Raw genomic sequence first — 19,800 nt, 5'->3', positions numbered from 1 at the left:
TTTCACATGGCTCAGAAGTCCAAGGCGTACCGCGCCGCTGCCGAGAAGATCGAGGCAGGCAAGTTCTACACTCCGACCGAGGCCGTCGCCGTCGCTCGCGAGACCGGCTCCAAGAAGTTCGACTCGACCGTCGAGGTCGCGCTGAAGCTCGGCGTCGACCCCCGCAAGGCCGACCAGATGGTGCGCGGCACCGTCATCCTCCCGCACGGCACCGGCAAGACCGCCCGTGTCATCGTGTTCGCGACCGGTGCTGCCGCTGAGGCCGCTATCGCCGCGGGTGCCGACGAGGTCGGTGGCGACGAGCTCATCGAGAAGGTCGCCGGCGGCTACACGTCGTTCGACTCCGCCGTCTCGACCCCCGAGCTCATGGGCAAGGTCGGTCGTCTGGGCAAGGTCCTCGGCCCGCGCGGCCTCATGCCGAACCCCAAGACCGGCACCGTCACCCCGAACGTCGCTCAGGCCGTGAACGACATCAAGGGCGGCAAGATCGAGTTCCGCGTCGACAAGCACTCCAACGTCCACTTCGTGATCGGCAAGGCCGGCTTCACCGAGGAGCAGCTCGGGGCCAACCTCGAGACCGCCCTCGACGAGGTCGTCCGTCTCAAGCCGTCCTCGTCGAAGGGCCGCTACATCACCAAGGGCACCGTCTCGACCACCTTCGGTCCTGGCATCCCCCTCGACATCAACCAGTTCTAGAACTCGGTAACCAGTTCTAGAACTCGGTAACCAGTTCTAGAACTCGGTAATCAGTTCTAGAACTGCATGAGAAGGGCCCGCGTCTTTGGACGCGGGCCCTTCGTCGTACCCCGGGCCGCGATCGAGACGCAGGAACTCGCGCCCAGCGCGGCAGACCCGAGTTCCTGCGCCCCCTACTCGTCGGCGACCTTCAGCACCAGCTTGCCGCGCGTGTGGTTCTGCTCGAGCAGCCGGTGGGCGTCGGCGACGTCGTCGAGGTCGTACACGTCGTCGACGTAGACCGTGACGTCGCCCGAGTCGAGCAGGCGGGCGATGATGGCGAGGCAGGTGGCGTCGGGGGACATCGCGAAGTCGGTGAAGCGGACCCCGGCGGCGTCGGCGCGCTCGGCGAGGCCGTCGACCGGGTTGACCGGCACGTGCACGAGGAGGCCGCCGGGGCGGACTACCCCGATCGACCGTTCGGCGACCGCGTCGTCGTCGACCAGGTTGATGCACACGTCGACGAGCGCGACCTCGTCTTCGAAGAGGCTCGTCGTGTGGTCGACGACCTGCTGGGCGCCGAGCTCGGTGAGCCAGGACGCGTTGCGCGGCGACGTCGTGGTGATGACGTGGGCGCCGAAGTAGGCGGCGAACTGCACGGCGAAGTGGCCGACGCCTCCCGCTCCGGCGTGGATGAGGATCCGCTGGCCCTCGTGCGCCTTGGCGACGTCGACGACGAGCCCCCAGGCGGTCAGAGCCGCCAGCGGAACCGCCGCCGCCTCGACATGCGAGAGGTTCTTGGGCTTGCGGCTGACCTGCAGCGCGGGCACGCTGACGTACTCGGCGTAGCTGCCGGGGGAGCGGGGCACCGAGGCGACGCCGTAGACCTCGTGCCCGGGCTTGAGCGGGTGGGCCTGGTAGGGGCTCTCCACGACGACTCCGCTGAAGTCGCAGCCGAGGACAGCCGGGAGCTCGGGCGAGCCGAGGGTTCCTGCAAGGCCCGTGCGGGCCTCCGCATCGAACGGGTTGACGCCGGCGGCGAGGACTCGGATGAGCACCTCGGACCCCTGTCGTCCCGGCGTCGGGATCGTCGTCGGCGTCAGGACATCCGGTCCGCCGTTCTCCGTGATCACTATGGCCCGCATGGTGTGGGTCATCACGGCCCCTTCGGTCGTCGTCGTCATCGAGAGCCTTCCTTGGTGGGTGGAGCGGCTGTCGGGTCAGGCGCTTGGCGTGCTCTCAGTAAACGGGGGCGATGAGTCGGATGTGTTTCGGGAGTGTCAAGGATGCAAAAACTATGGATACGCTCGCGGGGTGAAGACCACCGTCGTCGTCGTGCGCATCGCTGCCGCCCTCGCCATCCTGGTCGCGGTGCTCGCGCAGCTGGCCAGCTCAGTGAGTTCGCCGGTGTTCGCGATCCCGAACTTCTTCGGCTACTTCACGATTCAGAGCAACCTGTTCGTGATGGTGACGTTCGTGCTCGGGGCCGTGTGGCTCGCACGCGGGCGCGCAGACCCCGAGTGGCTGCTCATCGCGCGTGGCGCCACCGCGACGTACATCGCCACGACCGGCCTGGTCTACAACACCCTCCTGCTGAACGTGCCGCCGTCCGACTTCACGGTCGCGTGGTCGAACGACATCGTGCACCGCTGGATCCCGCTGATCGCGGTACTCGACTGGATCTTCGTCGGCGACCGACGGCCGATCGCCTGGAAGCGCCTCGGGGTCTTCCTGATCTACCCGCTGGTGTGGCTGATCGTCGTGCTGCTCCGCGGGCAGAGCTTCGTGCCCTATCCGTTCCTGAACACCGCCACGCTCGGCTGGCCGGTGGTGCTGCTGTACTGCGTCGGCATCGCCGTGTTCATCGGCGGGATGAGCGCCCTGGTGATCTGGCTGAGCCGGTACCGGATCCTGCGGGTCGGTGCTCTGTAGAAGGCTGCGGCCCCTGAAGAGGGCGGCTCTAGCGGACCGTCTCGCGCAGCGCCTCGATCACCATGTCGGCGAGCCCGACCAGCTGATGGATCTGGCTCTCGTCGCGCTCGACCCACTCGCACCTCGGCGGCCCCGGGATCGGCACGAAGTCGTCGTGCTGCTCCCAGACGACGAGGGTGCGCTCGGCTCCGAGCACGTACTGCTGCCACCAGGCCTGGCGGAGGTACGACCGGGGGATCGACGTCCAGGCCTTCGACGTGGTCTTGATCTCGCAGAGGACGACGTCGCCGTTGCCGCGCTCGGCGACCCCGTCGGGTGTCGCCAGGTGGAGCGGCTGGCCGTAGGCGTGGAACAGCCTGCTCGACGGCAGGATCGCGTGGTTGCGCTGGACCCAGCGGGCGATGACGGGTTCGCGCGCGCGGCCGTGGTCGGTGAACTGGTTGCCGGTGAAGCCCGAGCCGAAGAGCTTCTCGGTGACTACGCCGCGGACGGCGGCGGGGCCCGAGAGACGCGCCACGTCGGTCGCCGTGATGCCGCGCGAGCGGGCGCGGAGCCAGGCGACGCGATCGGTCGAATCGGCGAGCACCCGCGCCTCGTGGTGGCGCTTGGCGTCGTCCGCGTCGTCGTCCCAGAGGGCGAGCATCGGCTGGACGAGGGTCATCCCCCCATTCTCCTTCGAAAGTCGAGGAGATAGCGCCGTGCGGCGGGTGTTTTGGAGCGATCGATGCCCGCCGGCGCGGAATTCTCCTCGAGATTACTGAGCGGAGGAGGAAGCGGCGGCAGCCAGAGCGTCGAGCGCCTCCGGCGCCAGCGCAAAGTGGATGGCGAGCATGCTCGCGCCGAGGATGGCCGCGTCGTCGGCGGCTCGCGACTGCACGATCTGGAGGTGCTCGGTGGCGAGCGGCATCGACCGCGAGTAGACGACCTCGCGGACGCCGGCCAGGAGATGCTCGCCGGCTTCCGACATCGAGCCGCCGAGCGCGATCACCGACGGGTTGATGAGGCTGACGCAGGTCGTGAGCACCTCGCCGATGTCGCGGCCCGCTTGGCGGACGGCACGCACGGCGTCGAGGTCGCCGCGACGGACCAGCTCGACCACGTCGTCGCCGGTTGCGACGTCGCGGCCCTGGCGGCGGAGGGAGGCGGCGATCGCCGGACCGGAGGCGATCGCCTCGAGGCAGCCCGTGTTGCCGCACCGGCACTGGATGCCGGCGCCGCGGGACACCGGGATGTGCCCGATGTCGCCGGCGCTGCCCTGGGCACCGCGCTGCAGCTGGCCGCTCGAGATGATGCCCGAGCCGATGCCGGTGGCGACCTTGAGGAAGAACAGGTGATCGACCTCGGGCCAGGAGTGGGTTCGCTCGCCGAGCGCCATGATGTTGACGTCGTTGTCGACGTACACGGGAATCGGCATGTGGCGATGCACCCAGCCGGGAACGTCGAAGGCGTCCCAGCCGGGCATGATCGGCGGGTTCACCGGCCGCCCGGTCGAGAACTCGACAGGGCCGGGGAGGCCGATCCCTGCCGCGATGAGGTCGGCCCGCGACTTGCCCAGCTCGGCGAGAAGACGATCGGCGTGCTCGACCATCCAGCCGAGGACGACCTCCGGGCCGAGGCTGATCTCAAGTCGCTCGGTGTGGCTGGCGAGCTCGCCGCCCATGAGGTCGGCGAGGGCGACGTGCGCGTGGCTGGCCCCGAGGTCGGCGGCGAGCACGACGCGTGAGGAGGGCTTGAGGGCGATGCGCGACGGCGGTCGGCCGCCCGTCGATGCGGCGTCGGCGACGGGGCCGATCAGGCCGAGAGAGGTGAGCGCGTCGAGGCGCAGGCCGATCGTCGAACGGGCGAGGCCGGTCACCGCGGCGAGCTCGGCGCGGGTGCGTGGACGGCCGTCGCGGAGCAGCTGGAAGAGGTCGCCCGCCCCTGTCGATCCGAGGACAGACGTGCGCATCGCGTCTGACATAGGAGGAGTAAACCACAGGCGTCCACCCAGGTGATCGATTCGTGACCAAAGGCGTCGAGAATCGTTCGTCTTTTGCTTGACGCTCGACAGAAGTCCACCTAATGTGTGACTCGGTCAAGGATGACCTCTCCGATGGTGCATCCTTCCGCCCGCTCTCCCTCGCGATGTTTTCTCTTCACCGAAGCGAAAGTTTCGTTCGATCCGCACAACTTTCGAAAGACGAGGGGGAGATCACGAGTCGACATCGAACGCCGGGAAACAGGCGATCGTGCGTTGACTTAGCGAACCAGAGGGGTCAAGATGACTCCAGCAATTGGTTGCAAGAGGCCACAAACCACTGAAACACAGCAGCGGGGCTTCGAAAGTTTTATCCGTTCAACGACGAACCGCCAGGCAACGCAGCCGGCGAAAGGACACTGACCATGCCAACCCAAATCACCAGCTCCGCATTCAGCCGTAGGGCATTCCTCGGCGGGGCAGCGGGCGTCGCCTCGATCGCAGTGCTTGCGGCCTGCTCCTCCGGGGGCGGAAGCGGCGGCACCAGCTCCAAGACCATCAAGTTCTGGAACATGCCCTGGGGCAACACGACCTTCAACACGCTCGACAAGACCATCACGACGGGCTACAAGCCTTCCGGCTCGAACGGGGCCGCCACCTACCAGGTCATCCAGTGGGCCAACTTCACGCAGACGTTCGCTTCGGCCGTCTCGTCGAACACCGGCCCCGCTGTCTCCTCCGGCGGTGGAACGCAGGCCTTCCAGTACGCCGCGCAGGGCAAGATCGCCTACGCCGACGACCTCATCGACTCGTGGAAGTCCAACGGCCTCTACGACGACTTCCTGCCCGGCCTCATCGACACGATGAAGACCGACAAGGGCTACGCGGCCGTTCCGTACAACCTCGACATGCGCGTGCTCTGGTACAGCAAGTCGCTCTTCGAGAAGGCCGGCATCGACGAGGCGCCCACCGACTGGCAGAGCTACATCGACGCCTGCAAGAAGCTCAAGGCGATCGGCGTCTACGGCTGGGGCCAGGGCTCGGGCGCCGGAAACTTCACCGGCTCGCACACGATGGTCAGCCACATGATCAACAACGGCGGAGGCCTCTTCGACGAGAACCAGAAGCCCAACGTGGTCACGCAGAACAACATCGAGGCGATGGAGTTCATGCTCGAGCTGGTGAAGAACGGCTACACCGACCCGGCGGCCGCGACCTACACGAGCGCCAACGTCCAGGCGCAGTGGAAGGCCAAGAAGTTCGGCATGGGCTTCGACGGCGCCGCGCTCAACCAGAACGTCGGCGGCGACTTCCAGACCGACCTCGTCGTGGGCACCCCGCTCGTCGGCCAGAACGGCGGCAAGGGCGCGCTGTACTTCCCGAACAACATCATGATGTACACGAACACCCCCAGCCAGAAGGGCTCGGAGGCGTTCCTCACGTACTACTACAAGAACATGGCGCCGCTCTGGACCAAGAACACCGGTGTCGGCCTCCCCGTTCTCCAGTCGATCGCCGACACCGCGGAGTTCAAGGCGAACGCCAATGCGGTCAAGGTCATCAAGGAATGGCAGCCCATCTCGAAGACGTGGGCCTCGCCGGGTGGCGACGCCCTGTTCGCGGGCGTCACCGTCGCCGACGGAACCCCTGCTATGAGCAACTTCACGCAGTCGATCCTCGGCGGCAAGGTCTCGGCGAAGGACGCCCTGACCACACTTCAGAACGCTCTGAAGTCGGCCTGACCCCCTGCGACGTGGTCGCCATCCCCCCGTTCTGTCACGAAGGAGTGAAGTATGTCGGCCAGTAGCGTCGCAGAGAACCTGAGGCGCGCTCGGCGCGGAGTCGGTATGTCCGGCTCCGGGTCGGGCGCGCCCCGCCCCACCCGCAAGTCCAAGAAGTTCACCGCCCGCACGTGGACGCTCCTCGCGTTCGCTCTCCCGTCGCTGGCGCTGCTGCTTCTGCTCAACCTCTACCCGGTCATCTACGCAGGCATCCAGTCGCTGCGGAGCGGCTCGCTGATCGACAGCGGCACGTTCGTCGGCCTCCAGAACTACACGAACATCCTGACCGAGCCGGCCTTCTGGAAGGCTGCTCAGTTCACGGTGATCTTCACCGTGGTCGGCGTGTTCGGATCGTGGCTCGTCGGCCTCGTGTTCGCGCTCCTGCTCCGCACCCGCATCCCCGCGGGCGGCGTCTTCAAGGTGCTCCTGCTGCTGCCGTGGATCGTCCCGGTCGTCGTCTCGTCGACCTCGTGGAACTGGCTGGTCGCCACCCCGCAGTCGCCGTTCCCGGTCATCGCGTCGCACCTGGGCCTCGGGAACGTGCTGTTCCTGGCCGACCCGGTGCTGGCTCAGGTGACGGTCTGCATCTTCAAGGTGTGGATCTCGTTCCCCTTCATGATGATGATGATGGCCTCGGCGCTGGCCTCGGTCGACACCAACGTCTACGAGGCCGCGAAGGTCGACGGCGCGTCGAACTGGCAGTCGTTCCGCCTGATCACGCTGCCGCTGATCGCCCGCACCACCTTCGTGTCGTGGATCCTGATGACGATCTTCTGCGTCAACGACTTCCCGACCATCTTCCTTCTCACCGGCGGCGGGCCCGTCAACGCGACCCAGTCGCTCGTGGTCCTCGCCTACCTGACCGTCTTCCAGAACTTCCAGACCGGCCCCGGCGTCGCGATCGCCTTCCTGATGACCTTCGTCCTGGTCGTCATCTCGGTCGTCCTGTACCGCCAGATCCGAAAGGTGAATGTCGAATGAGCACCCTCAGCGTCCGCAAGGCCCGTATCGGCGCCGAGCCCGGCGAGATCACGAAAGTCGCCAAGCGAATCACCTCGCAGGATCTCCAGGAGCGCGGCAAGTGGTGGCGCTTCGTCCTGATCCTGATCATCACGGCCATCGTGCTGGTCCCGATCATCGCGGTCGTCGGCCTGTCGTTCACGCCCTCGCTCGGATCGACGGTCACGGGCAACTTCACGCTCGAGAACTACGGCCTGGTGTTCTCGCAGACCGCCGTGGCGGCCTGGCTGAAGAACAGCCTCACGGCGACCCTCATCACGGTCGTCATCGCCACCGCAGTCGCGGCCCCTGCCGGCTACGTCCTGAGCCGGGCCCGCAACAAGCTGGTCTCGGGCTACTCGCTGGTCCTGTTCGTCGTCCAGTCGCTGCCGGTCGTGACCGCGGTCATCCCGCTGTTCATCCTGTTCGCGAAGTTCAACCTGGTCGACAACCTGGCCGGCGTCACAATCATCTACGTCGGCTCGACGATGTCGGTCGCGATCTGGATGATGGCGGCGTACTACGACTCGATCCCGATCGCGCTCGAAGAGGCCGCCTGGATGGACGGCGCCTCGCTGTTCGGCTCGTTCACCCGCATCGTGCTCAGGAACGCCCTTCCGGGAATCCTCTCGACGGCGATCTTCTCGTTCCTGCTCGCCTGGAACGACTACCTGATCGCGCTGGTGTTCCTGCGCTCCGACCCGAACTACACGCTCCCCGTCGGCCTGGAGACGTTCTTCCAGCAGAACGCGACCAACTGGGGTCTCGTGATGGCCGTCGCCGTCGTGATGATGCTCCCGCCGGTGATCCTGTTCACGTTCCTGAACAAGTACTTCAGCGTCGGCGGAATCGGCGGATCGCTTGCCGGCCGCTGAGGCCACCCCGTTCACCGCACCTCTGAAGTTCTCCGCACGCCTCCGCGCCGCCGTCGACCGGGTCATCCCGGCCGACGGCTGGCCGGCCGGCTGGTCGGGCGGCGTCGCCGACTACGTGTCGACGGCCGGCTCCGACCTCGACTGGGCGCGTGAGCCGCTCCGGTCGCTCGACGTCCGCCTCGGCGAGAGCTTCGCCGAGCTCTCCGCGGCTGAGCAGGACGCCATCCTCCACACCCTCGAAGCCGAGAGCGACCCTGGCTTCGCAGCCCTGCGCCGCATCTGCTGGGAGGGGTTCTACGCCTCGACCCCGGGTCGCCGCCCGGCGGGCCTCGACATGGTCGGCTTCCACGCCGTCCCTCCGGGAGTCGCCCCGATCGAGCCCGACCCGGTTCCGAGCATCCGCCCCGAGCAGGTGCGCCGCTCGTACGACGCGGTCGTCGTCGGCTCCGGCCCCGGCGGCGGCGTGGCCGCCCAGGTGCTCGCGCAGGCCGGCCGCCACGTGCTCCTGATCGAGCGGGCGCGCCAGCTGTCGAACGCCGATCTGCGCGGCGACCACCTCCACGGCAAGCGGGCCGCGGTCTACGCGCCGTCGGCCGGCCCCGGAGCCGGACACCCCCGAATCGCCCAGCTGCCGACCGGCGACGTCGAGCTCGACGGCACCGGCGATGCCGCCCTCTACGGCCTGAACGCCGACGCGTTCGGCGGCGGCACCCGGCTCTGGCAGGGGATGGCGTGGCGGTTCCTGCCCGAGGACTTCGCCATGCGCGACCACTACGGCAACCCCGAGGGCGCCTCGCTGCAGAACTGGCCGGTGGGCTACGACGAGATGGAGCCGTACTACACCCTCGCAGAGCAGGAACTCGGCGTCGCCGGCACCGAGGGCGGCCTCACGAGCCGCACCCCGCGCTCGTCGGGGTACCCCCTCCCCCCGATGGGCACCGAGCCCGCGCGGGAGCTCCTCGGCCACGCGGCCGACACCCTGGGCTGGGGCTGGGGGCCGATTCCCCTGGCCATCAACAGCGTTCCGAACGACGGCCGTCCGGCCTGCGTCCGCTGCCCGCAGTGCGTCGGCCACGCCTGCCCCGTCAACGCGAAGAACGGCTCCCACAACACGTTCGTGCCGCGCGCTGTGGCCACCGGCCGCTGCGACGTCCTGTTCGACGCCGAGGTGATCGAGGTCCGCGACGGCTCCGGCCGCGCGGGCGTCACCGTCATGGCCGACACCTCGGGCGCTCCGGTGAGCCTCGCCATCGACGCCGATGTCGTCGTGCTGTCGGCCGGAGCCGTCGAGACGCCGCGGCTGCTGCTCGCCAGTGGCATCGGAAACGACGAGATGGGCCGCCACCTGCACGACCACCGCTTCACGACCGTGCTGTCGACCGTCGCCGAACCCGCCAAGCCGTTCGTCGGCCCGGGCCACTCGGTCGCCACGCTCGACCACGTGCACCGCGACACGATCCCGTGGGGCGGCGGCGTGCTCGTCGACCTGATGGGGCTGCTGCCGCTGACCTCCGCGATGGCGCCGAGCGCCGAAGGAGTTCCTGCGTGGGGCGACGGCCACAAGGAGTGGATGAGGGAGGGGCGCCGCCACGTGTTCGGGGTGTTTGGCATGGGGCAGGAGGTGCCTCTGCCGACGTCGCGGGTCTCGCTCGCGAGCGTCCGGGACCGCTGGGGCCGGCCGGGTGCAGCTCTCCGAAAGGATGTCCACTGGGCCTCGCGCGAGGTCGAGATGGGGATGGCGGTGGCGGGCCGGGAGTGGCTGGCCGCGGCCGGAGCCACCGACATCCGCGTCCCGCATGGCGGAGCGACGGCATCGGCTGCCGGCGAGCACTCCTGCGGGACCGCCCGGATGAGCGATGACGCCGCGACGGGTGCCACCGACCGGTACGGCCGGGTGCACGGCGCTCGACGGATCGTGGTCTGCGACTCCTCGCTCCACCCCACCAACGGCAGCGTGAACCCGACGCTCACGATCGTGGCGAACGCGTTCCGCGTCGCCGAGCACCTCGCCGGCAACTGGCCGAGCGCCTGAAGACCTGATCGAACGACCAGAGAAGACGAAGAACCGAAGATGACTGGAGATACCGACGTGACGACGACAAAGCGCGCCCTCGTGGTGCGAGGCGGATGGGACGGCCATGAGCCGGTGGAGGCGACGGAGCTGTTCCTGCCGTTCCTCAAGGAGAACTTCGCCGAGGTGCGGGTCGAGGAATCGCCCGCGATCTACGCCGACGCCGAGTACATGGACACGGTCGACCTGATCGTGCAGTCGGTGACGATGTCGACGATCGAGCGCGAGGAGTTCGAAGGACTCCGCGCGGCGGTCGAGAAGGGCACCGGCCTCGGCGGCTGGCACGGCGGCATCGCCGACTCGTACCGCAACAACTCCGACTACCTGCACCTGATCGGCGGGCAGTTCGCCTCCCACCCCGGCAAGGCGCCGGACGAGCGGATCGGCGAGCAGTCCGACAACTACCGGCCCTACGTCGTGGCCATGACGGACGCGGCGAAGGACCACCCCATCACGCAGGGCATCTCGGACTTCGAGCTGACCAGTGAGCAGTACTGGGTGCTGCACGACGATTACAACGATGTGCTGGCGACGACGACCCAGGCCGTGCGGCCGTGGGACCCGTGGACCCGTGAGGTCACCAGCCCGGCCATCTGGACCCGGCAGTGGGGCGAGGGCCGCATCTTCGTGACGACGCCCGGCCACCACGTCGACATCCTCCAGAACGAGAACGTCCGCACCATCATCGAGAGGGGGCTCCTGTGGGCCAGCCGCTGACAGTAGGAATCATCGGCGTCGGCAAGATCAGCGAGCAGTACTTCGCGAGCTTCCCGTCGCTGCCCGGCCTCGAGCTCGTGGCCGTCGCCGACATCGACGCCGCCCGCACGGCCGAGGTCGCCGCGGCCCAGGGCGTCCGCGCTCTGACCGTCGACGAGCTGCTCGCCGACCCGACGATCGACGCCATCGTGAACCTCACGATCCCGGCAGCGCACGTCGAGGTCGGCATGCGCGCCCTCTCCGCGGGCAAGCACGTCTTCGCCGAGAAGCCGCTCGGCCTCTCGACCGAGGAGGCCGGCCCGCTGCTCGCGCTCGCCGAGACGACCGGGCTGCGCGTCGGCAGCGCACCCGACACCGTGCTCGGGACAGGAGTCCAGACCGCCCGCGACGCCCTCGACGCCGGCCTCATCGGCGCCCCCGTGGGCGCTCAGGTGCACTGGTCGGCGCCCGGGCACGAGCGCTGGCACCCGTCGCCGCTGTTCTACTACCAGCCCGGCGGCGGCCCCCTGTTCGACATGGGCCCCTACTACCTGACGAGCCTGATCACCCTGTTCGGCCCCATCGTCCGCGTCACCGGGCAGGCGACGCGCTCCACCCGCGACCGCGTGGTCGAGACGGGCCCCCTCGCAGGAACTGCGATCCCCGTCGACGTCGACACTCACATCGCCGCCCTCATCGAGCACGCCTCCGGCGTCACCTCCACCCTCACCGTGAGCTTCGAGGTGTGGGCGACCCGCTCGCCGCTGTTCGAGGTCTACGGCACCGCCGGCACGATCGCCGTCGCCGACCCCAACCGGTTCTCCGACCCGAGCGAGATCGCGACGAAGGACGAGCCCGAGTTCCGCGAGCTGCCGGTCTCGGCCGGCTACGCCGACGCCGGCCGCGGCTACGGCCTCGCCGACATGGCCCGCGCCATCGAGACCGACCGGCCGCACCGCGCCAGCGGCGAGCTCGCGTTCCACGTGCTGGAGGCGATGGAGGCGATCCTGGTCTCGAGCGACGAGAAGCGCGTGGTCGAGATGTCGAGCACGGTCGAGCGCCCGGCGCCGGTGCCGCTCGGCGCCCGCCCCGAGGACTGGTGAGCGGCCGCTAGGTCGCCGCGCCGGACCGAGACGCGAGCATCAGTACGATGACGACCGTGACGAACAGGACTGCGGCGCTTTCGGCCGCCGACAGCGGCCCCGCCTCGCGGGCCACTCTGTCGGAGGTGGCCGAGCGCGCCGGCGTCTCGATCTCGACGGTGTCGAAGGTGCTCAACGGGCGCGGGGGAGTCTCTCTCGACACCCGCGCCCGTGTCACGGGGATCCTGCGCGACCAGCGCTACAACCGGCGCAACTCGACGCAGGCGGCGGCGCCGCTGCTCGAGCTCGTCTGCCAGGCGCTCGACAGCCCGTGGATGGTCGAGGTCGTCGTCGGCGTCGAGAGCGTCGCGCGCGAGAACGGGCTGAGCGTCGTGGTCACCGGCATGAAGGACCGCGGTGCGGGCGACGCGAGCTGGATCGAGGGGGTCCTGCAGCGCCGGCCGCTCGGCGTCGTGCTCGTCATCGCCGACCTCTCGGACGACAACCGGCACCAGCTCCGCAGCCACAGCATTCCGTTCGTCATCATCGATCCGGAGGGCGATCCTGATCCCGACGTCCCGGCGATCGGCTCGGCGAACTGGATGGGCGGCTTCATGGCGACCCGCCACCTCATCGGGCTCGGCCACCGGGACATCGCGACCATCTCCGGCCCCGACGGCTTCATGGCGTCGACCGCGCGGCTCTCCGGGTACCGGGCGGCTCTCGCCGGGGCCGGCATCCCCGAGCACGGCGGCTACGTGCGCGGCGGCGACTTCTCGCTCGAGGTGGGGCTGGCCGAGGGGCTGGTGCTTCTCGGCCGGCCGGACCGCCCGACGGCGATCTTCGCGGCCAGCGACATGCAGGCCCTGGGCGTCTACGAGGCGGCCCGCACGCTCGCGCTCCGGATTCCCGACGACCTCTCGGTCGTCGGCTTCGACGACCTCCACATGACGCGCTTCACCGGCCCGCCGATGACGACGGTGAGGCAGCCGCTCACCGAGATGGCGGAGGAGGCCACGCGCCTCGTGCTCCGCCTGCGCGAGGAGCCGGCGCTCCGCTCGACCCGCCTGGAGCTCGCGACGACGCTTGTCGTGCGCGGCAGCACGGCGCATCCCGCTCCGTCGGGTTGACTGGGGGCATGCCCCGCACCCTCCTCCCCGGCCAGAGCAGCCGAGTGCTGCTCGTCGACCCCGCGACCGGCGACGCCGAGACCGTCTTCGAGAGCGACACCGTGCTCGTCGAGGCGCCGAACTGGGACCCGGATGGACACTCGCTCGTCGTCAACGCCGACGGGCTGCTGTGGAGGCTCGGGCTCGCGGACGGTCGTCTGGAGCCGATCGCGATGGGCGGAGTTCCTGAGATCAACAACGATCACGTCATCGCGCCCGACGGGGCCTCGATCTTCGTCAGCGGGAAGGACGGCCACGTCTACGAGGTGCCCGCCGCCGGCGGGACCGCGCGGCGCGTGACCCGCGAGCACCCGGAGGGCCGCGGCTACAAGAACTACCTGCACGGCGTCTCGCCCGACGGCACCGCGCTCTCGGTGGTCGTCGGCGGGAGGCCCACGCCCGAGTCCGCGTTCGACGAGTGGCGCACGAACCTGGCGCTCGTGGCGGTCGCCGACGGTGCGACGACGCTGGTGACCGACGACGAGCACCCCGACGACGGCGCCGAGCTGGCGGGCGGCTGGGTCTGGTTCAACACCGAGCGCTTCACCGACGAGCCCGGCCACGCCCAGCTCGCGCGCGTCCGCCCCGACGGCTCCGAGCTCGAGCGGGTGGTCGACTCCGACACGGTCGACTGGTTTCCGCACCCGGCGCCCGACGGGTCGTGCCTGGTCTACCTCTCTTATGACGCAGGAACTCGCGGCCACCCCGAGAACCTCCCCGTGGCGATCCGCGCGCTCCTGCTCGTCGGGGGCGACCCCGACGGGCTCGGCGACCGCGAGCTGCTCCGCCTCTTCGGCGGCCAGGGCACGCTCAACGTGGCGGGCTGGGCGCCCGACTCGAGCCGCTTCGCCTGCGTCGCCTACCCTCTCGCCGACGCCTGAACCCTCCCGATCGGCGTCTCCGCCGGTCCGCGGACGCGCGTCTCGGCCGATCGAGAGGGTCTGGCCGTGCCCACGAGTGGGCGCGGCGGCGGGCTAGGCGTCTTTGACGTGACCGCCCTTGAGATGGAGGCGGCGCTCGGCGCGGCGAGCCACCGACGAGTCGTGCGTCACGATCACCAGGGTCAGGCCGCGGTCGCGCCACACACCCTCCAGCAGGTCCATGATCTCGTCGCGGGTCGCCTCGTCGAGGGCGCCGGTCGGCTCGTCGGCCAGGAGCACGCTCGGCTCCTTGACCAGCGCGCGGGAGATCGCGACGCGCTGCTGCTGGCCGCCCGAGAGCTCCGACGGCAGGTGGTCGGCGCGCTCGGCGAGCCCGACCGACTCGAGCGCGGCCCTCGACCGTGCCTTCTGCTCGTCGCGGGACAGCGGCGAGCGGGCGAACGCGGTCTGCACGTTCTCGAGCGCCGTGAGCGTCGGGATCAGGTTGAAGCCCTGGAACACGAAGCCGATGTCGGTGGCGCGGATGTCGGCGAGCTTCGAGTCGCCGAGGGTCGAGACGGTCTTCGTGCCGAGCACGATCTCGCCCGACGTGGGCTTGTCGAGGGCGCCGAGCATCTGCAGCAGCGTCGACTTGCCGCCGCCGGTGGGGCCCTGGATCGCGACCATCTGGCCGGTCGGGATCTCGAGGTTCACCTTGCTGAGCGCGGTGACGGTGCGCTTCTTCTGGACGTACGTCTTGGTGACGTCTTTCAGGGAGTACATGGGAGTCCTGTCGTGTCGATGTCGGAGGTCGCGGCTCAGGCCACGCTGCGGAGAGCTTCGGCGGGACGGAGGCGCGAGGCGCGCCATCCGCCGATCGCACCGGCGAGGAGGCCGCCGATCACGGCGAGGGCGACCGCGATCACGATGATCGAGACGGCGATCGGGGCGTGGAGGCTGACCTCGGTTGCAGTGGAGGCGACCTGGGCGCCGAAGCGGGCGCCGGTGGCGTCGGTTCCTGCGCCCGTGCCTGCCTCGGCTCCGCCCGACGTTCCGCCGGCCGCCCCGCCCGGGGGAGTGCCGCCGCCTGCGCCTCCGGCTGTCGTCGTCGCGGCGCCGCCCGAGAGCGTCGGGGCGATGACGTTGATCACGATGACTCCGACGATGCCGACGATCACGCCGGCGACGCCGCCGATGAGCCCCTGCACGAACGACTCGCCGGCCACCTGACGCACGATGCGGCCGTTCGACCAGCCGATCGCCTTCAGCGTGCCGAACTCGCGGGTGCGGCGGGTGACGCCCGAGACCGTGAACAGGATCGCGATCAGGAAGGCGGCGGCCAGCACGATGATCGACAGCCAGGTGCCGAGGTTCGAGACCAGGCTGGAAGCCGTCGACAGGGAGCCGGAGACGCTGGACGCCAGGTCGGACTCCGTCGAGACCGTCGCCTTCGGGAGGGTCTTCTCGAGAGCGCTCTTGAGCGTCGAGACGTCGCTGGACGACTCGGCGCTGACGTAGATGGTGCTGACCTTGCCCGAGAGGTCGGCGACCTTCTGGGCGGTGTCGAGGGGCATGTACATGTCGGAGCCGGTGGTCGCCGACGACGAGGTCGACTTGACGATGCCGATCACGGTGAAGGTCGTGGAGCCGATCTTCTTGGTGTCGCCGACCGCGAGGCTCTCGGTCTTGGCGTACGAGCTGTCGACGATCAGGACGTGCTTGCCGGCGTCGGCCGACGTGAAGGTGCGGCCCTTGGTGAGCGAGACGCTCGTGAGGGGACCCACGGCGTCGGCCGTGACGCTGACGCCCGAGACCGTCGTCTGGTCGAAGCTGAACGAGCCGCCGCCGAAGCCGCCGCCGCCCTGGCCGCCGGTCGGCGCGCCGGTGGCCGTGCCGGTCGGGGCCTGCTGCTGGGCGGTGCCTCCGGTCGTGCCCGACGTGCCCTGCTGCGTCGTGGTGCCCGAGAAGTCGTTGAGCTGGAGCGACAGGGTCGCCGCGGCGCTCTTCACGCCGGTCGTCTTCTCGACCTTCGCGAGGGCGGAGTCGGCGAAGGTGGCCGTGCCCCGCGCAGCGCTCAGGCTGGACTGCGACAGCGACGTGCTGTTGCCGCTGGTCGTTCCGCCGCCGGAGCCGAAGGTGAAGGTCGGCCGACCGCCGGTCGACGACGGCGTCTCGGTCTGGCTGATGGTGATGTCGGTGCCGACGCCGTAGACGGACTGGAGCACGGTCGACTGCGCCGCCTTCACCCCGCCCGCGACGGAGTTGACGATGATGACGAGCGCGATGGCCAGGGCCATGCCGGTGGCGATGATCGCCGTCTGCTTGCGCCGGTTGCTCAGCTCCCGGTACAGGTAGGTGAAGAACAAGGGGTACTCCTCGGGGTGGTGGCAAGGTGCTGTGAACATGGCGACAGTACGGACGGCGCATATGGCCGGGTTATCGCGACCTTGTCAAATTCCTATGAAGCAAATCCCTGGCGGGCTCATCAGGTCGTCACAGGCGGCTCATAGAAACCGGCAGATACTTGAGAGCGTGACCACTTCAGCCCCCATCACCGCCCCCGCCGCACCGCGCCTCACCCGCGCCGACGGCTCGCCCCTCCGAGTGCTCGTCGTCGACGACGAGAACAGCCTCACCGACCTGCTCTCCATGGCGCTCCGCTACGAGGGCTGGGAGGTCAAGGCCGCACCGGACGGACAGACCGCTCTGACGCTCGCCCGCGAGTTCAAGCCCGACGCGATCGTCCTCGACGTCATGCTCCCCGACATCGACGGCCTCCAGGTGCTCGGCCGCCTCCGCACCGGCGGCGACGACACCCCCATCCTCTTCCTCACGGCGAAGGACGCCGTCGAGGACCGCGTCACGGGCCTGACCGCGGGCGGCGACGACTACGTCACCAAGCCGTTCAGCCTCGAAGAGGTCGTCGCCCGTCTCCGCGGCCTTATCCGCCGCTCGGCCGCGATGGTCTCCGAGGGCGGCGACTCGCGCATCATCGTGGGCGACCTCGTGCTCGACGAGGAGAGCTACGAGGTGTCGCGCGCCGGTCGCGAGATCGAGCTCACCGCCACCGAGTTCGAGCTGCTGCGCTTCCTCATGCGCAACCCGCGCCGTGTGCTGTCGAAGGCGCAGATCCTCGACCGCGTGTGGTCGTACGACTTCGGCGGCAAGTCCAGCGTCGTCGAGATCTACATCTCGTACCTCCGCAAGAAGATCGACGCGGGCGAAGAGCCCATGATCCACACCGTGCGCGGCGTGGGTTACGTGATCAAGCCCGTCGCATGACGGTCCACCCCGTAGCCGTCGCGCGAGGATGGGCGAAGAGCTTCGGTGGTCCGTTCACGCTCCGCCGGCGCCTCGTGCTGAGCATCGTGGCGATCTCGGCTCTGCTGGCGATCCTGATCGGCGCCCTGAGCGTGGTCGTCCTGCAGCGCGTCCTCTCGGCCCAACTTGACTCGCAGCTCACGTCCGCCGTCGCTCGCGCCTCAGGCCAGGACGGCCGCAGCGGCTTCGGCGGGTCGGGTGCCGACACGGGCGGACCCAACCAGGCACCGGGCACCGTGACCATCTACTACTCGGGCAGCGCGGCCTCTACCACGAGCAGCACGCTCGGTTCCGGGCTCGTGCTCGAGTCCGGACGCGTCGGCACCGTGTCGTCTGCCACGAAGACAGCCCTCTCGAACGTGGCGACCGGCGACAAGAGCGAGGAGATCCAGCTCGGTTCGAGCTACGGCAGCTATCTCGTGCGTGCGGTGCCGGTCACGGTGCAGCTTCCCAGCGGTAGCTTCGTCCAGGCTCGCGTCGTCGTGGGCCTGCCGCGAGACTCCGTCACCGGCCCCGTCGGCAAGCTCATCGCCGGCATCGCGATCATCGCGGCCGCCGGCATCGCCGCCGCGATCTTCTTCGCCATGATCACCGTCAAGTACGCCCTCGGACCGCTGCAGCGCATGGCCGAGACCGCGGCTCGCGTCGCCGAGATGCCGCTCGACCGCGGCGAGGTCGCGCTCGACGCCCGCGTGCCCGAGGAGGACACCGACACCCGCACCGAGGTCGGACGCGTCGGCGCCGCCATGAACCGCATGCTCGGTCACGTCTCGCATGCGCTCACGGCCCGCCAGGAGTCCGAGAACAAGGTGCGGCAGTTCGTCGCCGATGCGTCGCACGAGCTCCGCACGCCGCTCGCCTCGGTGCGCGGCTACGCCGAGCTCACCCGCCGCATGGGCAAGGACCTCCCCGAAGACGTGGTCTACGCCATGGGCCGAATCGAATCCGAGTCGGTCCGCATGACGTCGCTGGTCGAGGAGCTCCTGCTGCTCGCCCGCCTCGACGAGGGCACCGACCTCGTCAAGAAGGAGGTCGACCTCACGCGCATCGTCCTGGACGCCGTGCACGACACGCACGTTCAGGCGACGGAGCACCAGTACGACGTCTCGGTGCCCGAGGTGCCGATCACGCTGCTCGGCGACCCGATGCGCTTGCACCAGGTCGTCGCGAACCTCCTGGCCAACGCCCGCACCCACACACCCGACGGCACCGAGGTGTGGGTCGGCCTGGAGCGCGACGACACGACTCACGAAGCCATCGTCACGGTCTCGGACAACGGTCCAGGGATCGACCCCGCCGTCATGCCGGTGTTGTTCGAGCGGTTCGCCCGAGCCGACAGCTCGCGGTCGCGCAAGGCCGGCTCGACCGGTCTCGGCCTGGCCATCGTCCATGCCGTCGTGCACTCGCACGGGGGCACGGTGACCGCGACGAACGGCGACCCCGGTGCCGTCTTCACGGTGCGGCTGCCGCTCGAGCGCGCACCGCAGGGTCGGCCGGTTCCGCTGCCGGCGCCCGAGCCGGTGCGCTCGTAGCGACCGCCCCGAGTTCCTGCAGACACTGCCTGTGACCGATGCCCGGCGTCTTCGGCGGGAGTTGCAGGAACTCGGGCCGGTCGCCTATAGTGATCGAAGCCCAAGACCGCTGGTTGTCGGCGCCCGCTCGAAAGAGCAAGCGCTGGCCGAAGGTTCTCTCCCGAGAGACGTCCCGCGCAGGTGTTCGAAGCTCAAGCTCCGTGCATTCTGCGCGGAGCTTTTTTCGTGTGAGCACTGGACTCGAGAGAGTCACGAGGGGCTGCCAGCTTTCACACGTTAGGAGCGACATGGCGAACAAGGAAGCTTCGGTCGCCGAGCTCACGGAGTCGTTCCGTAGCTCGACCGCCGTCCTGCTCACCGAGTACCGCGGCCTCACCGTTGCTCAGCTCAAAGCGCTGCGCACCGGTATCCGTGAGGACGCCACCTACGCCGTCGTGAAGAACACGCTCACCAAGATCGCGGCGAACGCTGCGGGGATCTCGTCGTTCGACGAGGAACTCGTCGGCCCGTCCGCGATCGCTTTCGTCCACGGAGACCCTGTCGCCGTGGCCAAGAGCCTGCGTGACTTCGCCAAGGCGAACCCCGAGCTGATCGTGAAGGGCGGTTACTTCGACGGTAACCCTCTGAGCGCAGCCGAGGTCAACCAGCTCGCCGATCTCGAGTCGCGGGAGGTGCTGCTGGGCAAGCTGGCTGGTGCCTTCAAGGCTTCGCTGTTCGGTGCGGCCTACCTGTTCCAGGCTCCGCTGTCGAAGACCGTTCGCACGGTCGAGGCTCTGCGCGCCAAGCAGGAGGACGCCGCGTAAGCGGTCGTCCAGTACTCACCACCCCACACTTTCAGCACTACCAACAA

At 69.1% G+C, this 19,800-nt stretch carries 18 protein-coding genes; 13 read left to right on the top strand and 5 right to left on the bottom strand.

What is annotated here, in order from left to right:
• Positions 1-6: 6 nt before the first annotated feature.
• Positions 7-696: a 50S ribosomal protein L1 gene (gene rplA, locus AC07TY_RS15120; RefSeq protein WP_123507457.1), complete on the top strand. Its 690-nt coding sequence runs from the start codon at positions 7-9 to the stop codon at positions 694-696.
• Positions 697-869: 173 nt separating this feature from the next.
• Here rplA and AC07TY_RS15115 read toward each other — a convergent pair whose 3' ends face one another.
• Positions 870-1,859: an NADP-dependent oxidoreductase gene (locus AC07TY_RS15115; protein WP_494785834.1), complete on the bottom strand. Its 990-nt coding sequence runs from the start codon at positions 1,857-1,859 to the stop codon at positions 870-872.
• A gap of 130 nt (positions 1,860-1,989) precedes the next feature.
• Here AC07TY_RS15115 and AC07TY_RS15110 point away from each other — a divergent pair, with 130 nt between their 5' ends.
• Positions 1,990-2,607, top strand: a complete 618-nt coding sequence (locus AC07TY_RS15110; RefSeq protein ID WP_494785833.1) for a Pr6Pr family membrane protein — start codon at positions 1,990-1,992, stop codon at positions 2,605-2,607.
• 28 nt (positions 2,608-2,635) lie between these two features.
• Here the strand turns inward: AC07TY_RS15110 and AC07TY_RS15105 are convergent, their stop codons facing one another.
• Together AC07TY_RS15105 and AC07TY_RS15100 are read right to left on the bottom strand one after the other, a co-directional pair.
• On the bottom strand, positions 2,636-3,250 hold the full coding sequence (locus AC07TY_RS15105) for a YqaJ viral recombinase family protein (RefSeq protein ID WP_494785915.1): 615 nt from the start codon (positions 3,248-3,250) through the stop codon (positions 2,636-2,638).
• Between the two features lie 111 nt (positions 3,251-3,361).
• Positions 3,362-4,555 carry an ROK family transcriptional regulator gene (locus AC07TY_RS15100; RefSeq protein WP_123507451.1) on the bottom strand — a complete coding sequence of 398 codons (1,194 nt, stop codon included), beginning with the start codon at positions 4,553-4,555 and terminating at the stop codon, positions 3,362-3,364.
• 434 nt (positions 4,556-4,989) lie between these two features.
• On the opposite strand from AC07TY_RS15100, the gene AC07TY_RS15095 reads away from it, so the two are divergent.
• Genes AC07TY_RS15095 through AC07TY_RS15060 form a run of 8 tightly spaced genes read left to right on the top strand, consistent with a single transcriptional unit; the run spans position 4,990 to position 14,118 of the window.
• Positions 4,990-6,306 carry an ABC transporter substrate-binding protein gene (locus AC07TY_RS15095; protein ID WP_123507449.1) on the top strand — a complete coding sequence of 439 codons (1,317 nt, stop codon included), beginning with the start codon at positions 4,990-4,992 and terminating at the stop codon, positions 6,304-6,306.
• A 51-nt stretch (positions 6,307-6,357) separates the two neighbouring features.
• Positions 6,358-7,326 carry a carbohydrate ABC transporter permease gene (locus AC07TY_RS15090; RefSeq protein WP_123507447.1) on the top strand — a complete coding sequence of 323 codons (969 nt, stop codon included), beginning with the start codon at positions 6,358-6,360 and terminating at the stop codon, positions 7,324-7,326.
• Complete coding sequence (locus tag AC07TY_RS15085; protein WP_123507445.1) at positions 7,323-8,219, top strand: carbohydrate ABC transporter permease; 897 nt, start codon at positions 7,323-7,325, stop codon at positions 8,217-8,219. The genes AC07TY_RS15090 and AC07TY_RS15085 overlap by 4 nt, the downstream gene beginning before the upstream one ends.
• Positions 8,206-10,251: a GMC oxidoreductase gene (locus AC07TY_RS15080; RefSeq protein WP_494785832.1), complete on the top strand. Its 2,046-nt coding sequence runs from the start codon at positions 8,206-8,208 to the stop codon at positions 10,249-10,251. The genes AC07TY_RS15085 and AC07TY_RS15080 overlap by 14 nt, the downstream gene beginning before the upstream one ends.
• A gap of 39 nt (positions 10,252-10,290) precedes the next feature.
• A complete protein-coding gene (locus AC07TY_RS15075; RefSeq protein ID WP_488624472.1) occupies positions 10,291-11,007 on the top strand; it encodes a ThuA domain-containing protein in 717 nt (238 codons plus the stop codon).
• Positions 10,992-12,089, top strand: a complete 1,098-nt coding sequence (locus AC07TY_RS15070) for a Gfo/Idh/MocA family protein (RefSeq protein WP_494785831.1) — start codon at positions 10,992-10,994, stop codon at positions 12,087-12,089. Before AC07TY_RS15075 ends, AC07TY_RS15070 begins: the two co-directional genes overlap by 16 nt.
• 47 nt (positions 12,090-12,136) lie before the next feature.
• A complete protein-coding gene (locus AC07TY_RS15065) occupies positions 12,137-13,198 on the top strand; it encodes a LacI family DNA-binding transcriptional regulator (RefSeq protein ID WP_123507439.1) in 1,062 nt (353 codons plus the stop codon).
• Positions 13,199-13,206: 8 nt separating this feature from the next.
• Complete coding sequence (locus AC07TY_RS15060; RefSeq protein ID WP_494785830.1) at positions 13,207-14,118, top strand: TolB family protein; 912 nt, start codon at positions 13,207-13,209, stop codon at positions 14,116-14,118.
• Between the two features lie 93 nt (positions 14,119-14,211).
• On the opposite strand, the gene AC07TY_RS15055 is transcribed toward AC07TY_RS15060, so the two are convergent.
• On the bottom strand, positions 14,212-14,880 hold the full coding sequence (locus AC07TY_RS15055; RefSeq protein WP_494785829.1) for an ABC transporter ATP-binding protein: 669 nt from the start codon (positions 14,878-14,880) through the stop codon (positions 14,212-14,214).
• A 35-nt stretch (positions 14,881-14,915) separates the two neighbouring features.
• Positions 14,916-16,502: an ABC transporter permease gene (locus AC07TY_RS15050; RefSeq protein WP_494785828.1), complete on the bottom strand. Its 1,587-nt coding sequence runs from the start codon at positions 16,500-16,502 to the stop codon at positions 14,916-14,918.
• Between the two features lie 115 nt (positions 16,503-16,617).
• On the opposite strand from AC07TY_RS15050, the gene AC07TY_RS15045 reads away from it, so the two are divergent.
• From AC07TY_RS15045 to rplJ, 3 genes are all read left to right on the top strand, one after another.
• Complete coding sequence (locus tag AC07TY_RS15045; RefSeq protein ID WP_255410980.1) at positions 16,618-17,379, top strand: response regulator transcription factor; 762 nt, start codon at positions 16,618-16,620, stop codon at positions 17,377-17,379.
• Positions 17,376-18,950, top strand: coding sequence for a sensor histidine kinase (locus AC07TY_RS15040; RefSeq protein ID WP_494785827.1), 1,575 nt, complete (start codon positions 17,376-17,378; stop codon positions 18,948-18,950). The genes AC07TY_RS15045 and AC07TY_RS15040 overlap by 4 nt, the downstream gene beginning before the upstream one ends.
• A gap of 287 nt (positions 18,951-19,237) precedes the next feature.
• Positions 19,238-19,753, top strand: coding sequence for a 50S ribosomal protein L10 (gene rplJ / locus AC07TY_RS15035; RefSeq protein ID WP_123507427.1), 516 nt, complete (start codon positions 19,238-19,240; stop codon positions 19,751-19,753).
• Positions 19,754-19,800 lie beyond the last annotated feature (47 nt).

This window comes from Frondihabitans sp. GW821-FHT04F02 (assembly GCF_059420045.1).
This window is presented reverse-complemented; position numbering and strand designations above follow the sequence as displayed.

Bases quoted from the DNA above. Each gene is read 5' to 3' on its own strand.
- AC07TY_RS15050 (WP_494785828.1), bottom strand. From the start codon at position 16,502: ATGTTCACAGCACCTTGCCACCACCCCGAGGAGTACCCCTTGTTCTTC.
- AC07TY_RS15040 (WP_494785827.1), top strand. From the start codon at position 17,376: ATGACGGTCCACCCCGTAGCCGTCGCGCGAGGATGGGCGAAGAGCTTC.
- AC07TY_RS15065 (WP_123507439.1), top strand. From the start codon at position 12,137: ATGACGACCGTGACGAACAGGACTGCGGCGCTTTCGGCCGCCGACAGC.
- AC07TY_RS15075 (WP_488624472.1), top strand. From the start codon at position 10,291: ATGACTGGAGATACCGACGTGACGACGACAAAGCGCGCCCTCGTGGTG.
- AC07TY_RS15095 (WP_123507449.1), top strand. From the start codon at position 4,990: ATGCCAACCCAAATCACCAGCTCCGCATTCAGCCGTAGGGCATTCCTC.
- AC07TY_RS15090 (WP_123507447.1), top strand. From the start codon at position 6,358: ATGTCGGCCAGTAGCGTCGCAGAGAACCTGAGGCGCGCTCGGCGCGGA.
- AC07TY_RS15115 (WP_494785834.1), bottom strand. From the start codon at position 1,859: ATGACGACGACGACCGAAGGGGCCGTGATGACCCACACCATGCGGGCC.
- AC07TY_RS15105 (WP_494785915.1), bottom strand. From the start codon at position 3,250: ATGCTCGCCCTCTGGGACGACGACGCGGACGACGCCAAGCGCCACCAC.
- AC07TY_RS15085 (WP_123507445.1), top strand. From the start codon at position 7,323: ATGAGCACCCTCAGCGTCCGCAAGGCCCGTATCGGCGCCGAGCCCGGC.
- AC07TY_RS15055 (WP_494785829.1), bottom strand. From the start codon at position 14,880: ATGTACTCCCTGAAAGACGTCACCAAGACGTACGTCCAGAAGAAGCGC.
- rplA (WP_123507457.1), top strand. From the start codon at position 7: ATGGCTCAGAAGTCCAAGGCGTACCGCGCCGCTGCCGAGAAGATCGAG.
- rplJ (WP_123507427.1), top strand. From the start codon at position 19,238: ATGGCGAACAAGGAAGCTTCGGTCGCCGAGCTCACGGAGTCGTTCCGT.
- AC07TY_RS15100 (WP_123507451.1), bottom strand. From the start codon at position 4,555: ATGCGCACGTCTGTCCTCGGATCGACAGGGGCGGGCGACCTCTTCCAG.
- AC07TY_RS15060 (WP_494785830.1), top strand. From the start codon at position 13,207: ATGCCCCGCACCCTCCTCCCCGGCCAGAGCAGCCGAGTGCTGCTCGTC.